This window comes from Neisseria sp. N95_16, from assembly GCF_002551535.2.
Classification (GTDB): domain Bacteria; phylum Pseudomonadota; class Gammaproteobacteria; order Burkholderiales; family Neisseriaceae; genus Neisseria; species Neisseria brasiliensis.
This window is the reverse complement of sequence record NZ_PDBT02000112.1, coordinates 1-4,957: the sequence shown is the minus strand read 5'-3', so window position 1 is coordinate 4,957 and position 4,957 is coordinate 1. Positions and strand designations below refer to the sequence as shown.

Genomic DNA, 4,957 nt, shown 5'->3' with positions numbered 1-4,957 from the left:
CGTCCTTCTTCACCCAGCGGGCATCTTGGTCTTTGCTGGGGGTGTTTTCTGAAACCACACCGTTTTCATCAGTTTCAATCGCCCGTCGCTGTTTGCCGCCGGCTGTTTGGATTATGGYGGCGCCAATAACGGCTGCTTTGGCATGTTGGATTTTTAAGCCTTTGTCAGTTAATTGACGGTTAATCAAATCCAGTAATTCGGCAAGTAGATTGTTTTGTGCCAGCCAGTTGCGGTAACGGCACAGTGTGCTGTGGTCGGGAGTGTTGAGTTCGTCAAAACCGCAGAAGAGATAAAAGTCGAGACGGGTAATGCGACTGTGTTCGAGTTCGGGGTCGGACAGGCTGTGCCATTGGCCGAGTAAGACGGCTTTAAACATGGACAATAATGAATAGGCGGGGCGGCCGCCGTGATGACGGGTATAGCGGCCTTTTTGTTGTTCGAGATAATCGGCAATGGGCTGCCAGTCGATAATGAGCTGAATTTTGAGCAAGGGAAAGCGGTCAGGGTCTTTACCAACGATAGTTTCGACGGTTTGTTTGAAGAAGCTGCTCATGAAGAAAATCCTCTAAATTCGGCTTAAAGGGAATTTAGAGGATTTTAGGGTGTTTGGGAAGTATTATGCCGCTTGGTAACTATAGTTACTTTACATGGGATTTAAGAGGGGTTTTGCAAAGGTCTCAGGCCGTCTGAAACGTTTCAGACGGCCTTTTGAATATACTTAACGATAACTTAATCGGCGAATTGTTTTTTCATTCGCTCACGACGCTCTTGCGCTTCAACAGACAATGTTGCGGTCGGGCGTGCCAGCAAACGTTTCAAACCGATTGGCTCACCAGTATCGGTACAGAAACCATAATCGCCTTCGTCAATGCTGCGGATGGTGGCTTGTACTTTGGCCAAGAGTTTGCGCTCGCGATCGCGTGTACGCAATTCTAAAGCGTATTCTTCTTCTTGCGTTGCACGGTCGGCAGGATCGGGAGCGGATTCGTGTTCTTGCAGATGGCTGGTGGTGACTGTTGCGTTTTGAATCAACTCATCTTGCATTTTGACGAGCAACTCTCGGAAGAATGCCAATTGGTCGGCATTCATGTAATCATCTTCCGGACCGTCCCATTTTAAAATGTCTTGTTCTGTCAGCTTTGCCATAATAATTTCTTTCTCTAATAATCGGAAACTTCTGTTTCTGCTCACAACCGCTTATTTTTTATTCATTTTTGAAAGGTTGTGCTTTCAAAAATTCCGTATCATAACATGTTTTTTTTCGGTGCGTTGCGCTCGGCTGCCCGCTTTGCACTTTTTTGCACTTAAATAACATGTTTTTGGCATAGTTGCGACATCATTCAATTTTTCATTCCAAAACACACTGATTAACGCAGCAGCCACAAATTCACACTGCTGACCAGTTTCGGCAAAAAATCCACCAACATAAACCACAAGACCAACGCCACCACACTACCGGAAAAGTCGTAGCGGCCAATGCGCAGGAATGCAAACGGGCGCGACACCGGTTCAAAAATACGCTGCAACACCACAACCAGCGGCGAATACGGATTCTGGAAACTGAGCAGCATACGGATAATTAGGCCAAACAGCAAAACATAGGCTACGGCTTTCAGCATGCCAATCAGCGCAAAAATAAAATTCGCTGCCATGATTTTGCCACTGATGCTGCCGGGCAACTCTACCCACGTCATCACCATATAGACAATGTAATACACCAGCAATCCGGCCAACAGGCAGGCCGTATCCCAACGGCCGGCAGCAGGTGCGACTTTGTGTAAGGGCTTAACCAGCCAATCGGTGGTTTGACGGCAAAAGGCGGCCAGCGGATGATTGGCATCCAATTTCGCCCAATGCAACAGGCACCGCGCTACCATCACAATCACCAAACCATCGGCCAGTAATAACAATAAATCGGCTTTCATGTTTTCAGACGGCCTCGAATTGTTGTGAAATTTCTTGCGAACGGACTACGCAGGCTTCTACCCCTTCTACTATCGATTCGGTGACACCACGTTTATCAAACACATTGTAGGCTTCCATGGTGGTGCCACCTTTCGACATCACGCTCCGGCGCAAATCTTCAAACGATGCGCCGCTTTGTTCGGCCAATTCAACCGCGCCTTTGAATGTTGCCAAAGTCAGGCTGCGGGCTTGCTCAGCATCGAAACCTTGTGCCAGCGCGGCTTGTTGCAACGCATTCAGCAAATAAAACACATAGCCGCTGCCGCTGCCGCTGATGCCGGTGATGGCGTGCATTTGCGTTTCGTCATCGAGCCACACCGTTTGGCCGACGGCGCGCATGATGGCATCGGCGGTTTGCTTGTCTGCGTCACTCGCTTCTTCAGCCGCGTACATACCGGTAATCCCTAAACCGATTTGGCTGGGCACATTGGGCATGGTGCGAACAATACGGCGGTTGCCTTGCAGATAACGGCTTAAGGTTTCGATGCTCAAACCGGCTGCGACCGACAGCACCAATGCGCCGTTGGTTTGCACATATTCACACGCAGCCTGCATGTCTTGCGGCTTAACCGCCAACACCAGCACATCGTTTGCAGACAATGGCGGCAGTTTCTCCGATACGCTAACACCCAATTCCTTAGCCAAACGTTCGCGCTTTTCTGCGCCGCGGTTGGCGATATGCACCTGATACCCGCCCTGCTTCACCAAACCGCCGGCAATCGCCGCTGCCATGTGGCCGCCGCCTAAGAAGAATACGTTCATGTTGCTTGCCTTTCGTTACTCTCTCTATATATATTGTGGCCGTCTGAAAGTAGTGAATGGTTTTCAGACGGCCTGAGACCTTTATTTACTGTAATCGCGCTGGCCGAAAATCGCGCTGCCGATGCGTACATGGGTTGCCCCGCATTCTACCGCAATCCGCATATCGCCCGACATGCCCATCGACAACACATCTGCCTTCACACCTGCTGCGTTCACATCCGCCAATAATTGCTGCATGGTCGCAAACTGCTGGCGCAATTCGTCATCGCTGCTGTCGGCCTTCGCCACACACATCAAACCGCGCACTTCAATATTCGGCAACTTCGCCACTTCCACCGCCAAAGCCACCGCTTCTTCCGGCGGCGCACCGTGCTTGGCTTCTTCAGCGGCGATGTTCACTTCAATACACACTTGCAGCGGCGGCATTTCAGACGGCCTTTGATTGCTGATGCGCTGCGCAGTTTTCAGACGACCTACCGTGTGCAGCCAATGCGCGCGCTCGGCAACGTATTTGGTTTTGTTTGATTGCACATCGCCGATGATGTGCCACACGATGTCGGGCAAATCGGCGAGCGTTTGCGTTTTGTCATACCATTCCTGAATGTAGTTTTCGCCGAAATCGCGCTGTCCTGCGGCATATACTTCGCGGATGTCTTCAGCCGGAAAGGTTTTGCTCACCGCCACCAGCTGCACCGATTCTTTCAGACGGCCTGCTGCTTCGGCTGCTTGGGCGATGTCGTTTAAAATGGCTTGATAATGTTGTTGCAATCCCGACATGATTCTTTCCTTTATCCGGCCATTTGCGGCCTTTTTACAAAATTTGCTTGGTTGAACGATATTATGTATTTAAAATAAACCGATTTACTATTCTAAACCAATAAGGCCACATTATGCAGATTACAGACTTACTGGCGTTCGGCGTGAAGAACAAAGCGTCCGACCTTCACTTAAGCTCGGCAATGTCCCCGATGATCCGCGTTCACGGCGACATCCGCCGCATCAACTTACCGGAAATGGATGCCGAAGAAGTCGGCACCATGGTCACTTCGGTCATGAACGACCACCAGCGCAAACTGTATCAGCAGGATTTAGAAGTCGATTTTTCGTTTGAATTACCTAATGTCGCGCGTTTCCGTGTGAACGCATTCACCACCGAGCGCGGCCCTGCAGCGGTGTTCCGTACCATTCCCAGCAGCGTATTGACCTTAGAAGAATTGCGCGCGCCGCGTATTTTCCAAAAAATCGCCGATAACCCGCGCGGCTTGGTGTTGGTGACCGGCCCGACCGGCTCGGGTAAATCGACCACTTTGGCGGCGATGATCAACTACATCAACGAAACCCAACCGGCGCACATTCTGACCATCGAAGACCCAATTGAGTTTGTGCATCAAAGCAAAAAAGCCCTGATTAACCAGCGCGAATTACACCAACACACCCACAGCTTTCACAACGCGCTGCGCTCTGCCCTGCGTGAAGACCCGGATGTGATTCTGATTGGTGAGATGCGCGACCCTGAAACCATCAGCTTGGCCTTGACCGCTGCCGAAACCGGTCACTTAGTATTTGGCACATTGCACACCACCGGCGCGGCCAAAACCATCGACCGTATTGTCGACGTATTCCCTGCAGGCGAAAAAGAAATGGTGCGCTCTATGCTTTCCGAATCGCTGCGTGCCGTGATTTCGCAAACCCTTTTGAAAACCCGCGACGGCAACGGCCGTGTGGCAGCGCATGAAATCCTGATTTCCACCTCTGCCGTGCGCAACCTGATTCGCGAAAACAAAATCGCGCAAATCCAATCTGCGCTGCAAACCGGCCAATCACACGGCATGCAAACGCTCGACCAAGCGCTGCAAAACCTGCTGCGTCAAGGCACCATCAGCCACGAAGCCGCCCGCAGCAAAGCGCAAAACAGCGACACAATGATTCTTTAATTTATGGTTTCAGACGGCCTTTTTATTTCAAGGCCCTTACATTCGCCTAACAAGTGCAATTTCCAATAACAGAAAAGGCCAGTATGCGGTAGTATACTGCCTTTCCTGACAAGAAAGATTGCAATATGGCCTACACACAACTGACCTCACACCAAAGATACTACATTTCCAGACATTACCGCAACCTACCCCTAAACCAAATCGCACAGAACATCGGTTGTCATCCCGCCACCGTCAGTCGGGAAATCAGACGGCATTCCGTCAACGGAACCTACTGTTACCGAAAAGCACAACAG

The 4,957-nt window shown here is 50.6% G+C and carries 7 protein-coding genes; 2 read left to right on the top strand and 5 right to left on the bottom strand.

Translation table 11 applies throughout. The features are described 5' to 3' along the window. The 5 genes from CRG49_RS12265 to CRG49_RS12245 all read right to left on the bottom strand — a co-directional run. The coding region (locus CRG49_RS12265) for a transposase (RefSeq protein ID WP_198515174.1) at positions 1–553 on the bottom strand (553 nt) is incomplete at its 3' end. 176 nt (positions 554–729) lie between these two features. Beyond that, entirely contained in the window at positions 730–1,146 is a 417-nt protein-coding gene (gene dksA / locus CRG49_RS12260) for an RNA polymerase-binding protein DksA (protein WP_095501921.1), read from the bottom strand. 221 nt (positions 1,147–1,367) lie between these two features. Continuing rightward, a complete protein-coding gene (locus CRG49_RS12255) occupies positions 1,368–1,925 on the bottom strand; it encodes a YggT family protein (protein ID WP_095501922.1) in 558 nt (185 codons plus the stop codon). Between the two features lie 4 nt (positions 1,926–1,929). Then, positions 1,930–2,727 (bottom strand): pyrroline-5-carboxylate reductase, encoded by a 798-nt coding sequence (gene proC, locus CRG49_RS12250; protein WP_095501923.1) that lies wholly within the window; start codon positions 2,725–2,727, stop codon positions 1,930–1,932. 81 nt (positions 2,728–2,808) lie between these two features. Next, positions 2,809–3,504 (bottom strand): YggS family pyridoxal phosphate-dependent enzyme, encoded by a 696-nt coding sequence (locus CRG49_RS12245; protein ID WP_095501924.1) that lies wholly within the window; start codon positions 3,502–3,504, stop codon positions 2,809–2,811. A 113-nt stretch (positions 3,505–3,617) separates the two neighbouring features. Between CRG49_RS12245 and CRG49_RS12240 the strand changes: the two genes are divergently transcribed. Continuing rightward, positions 3,618–4,661 carry a type IV pilus twitching motility protein PilT gene (locus CRG49_RS12240; protein ID WP_095501925.1) on the top strand — a complete coding sequence of 348 codons (1,044 nt, stop codon included), beginning with the start codon at positions 3,618–3,620 and terminating at the stop codon, positions 4,659–4,661. A gap of 125 nt (positions 4,662–4,786) precedes the next feature. Further along, positions 4,787–4,957 (top strand): helix-turn-helix domain-containing protein (locus tag CRG49_RS14115; protein WP_157807888.1); only part of this gene is annotated, 171 nt, incomplete at its 3' end.

Coding starts and splice junctions, on each gene's coding strand:
- dksA (WP_095501921.1), bottom strand. CDS start 1,146: ATGGCAAAGCTGACAGAACAAGACATTTTAAAATGGGACGGTCCGGAA.
- CRG49_RS12245 (WP_095501924.1), bottom strand. CDS start 3,504: ATGTCGGGATTGCAACAACATTATCAAGCCATTTTAAACGACATCGCC.
- proC (WP_095501923.1), bottom strand. CDS start 2,727: ATGAACGTATTCTTCTTAGGCGGCGGCCACATGGCAGCGGCGATTGCC.
- CRG49_RS12240 (WP_095501925.1), top strand. CDS start 3,618: ATGCAGATTACAGACTTACTGGCGTTCGGCGTGAAGAACAAAGCGTCC.
- CRG49_RS12255 (WP_095501922.1), bottom strand. CDS start 1,925: ATGAAAGCCGATTTATTGTTATTACTGGCCGATGGTTTGGTGATTGTG.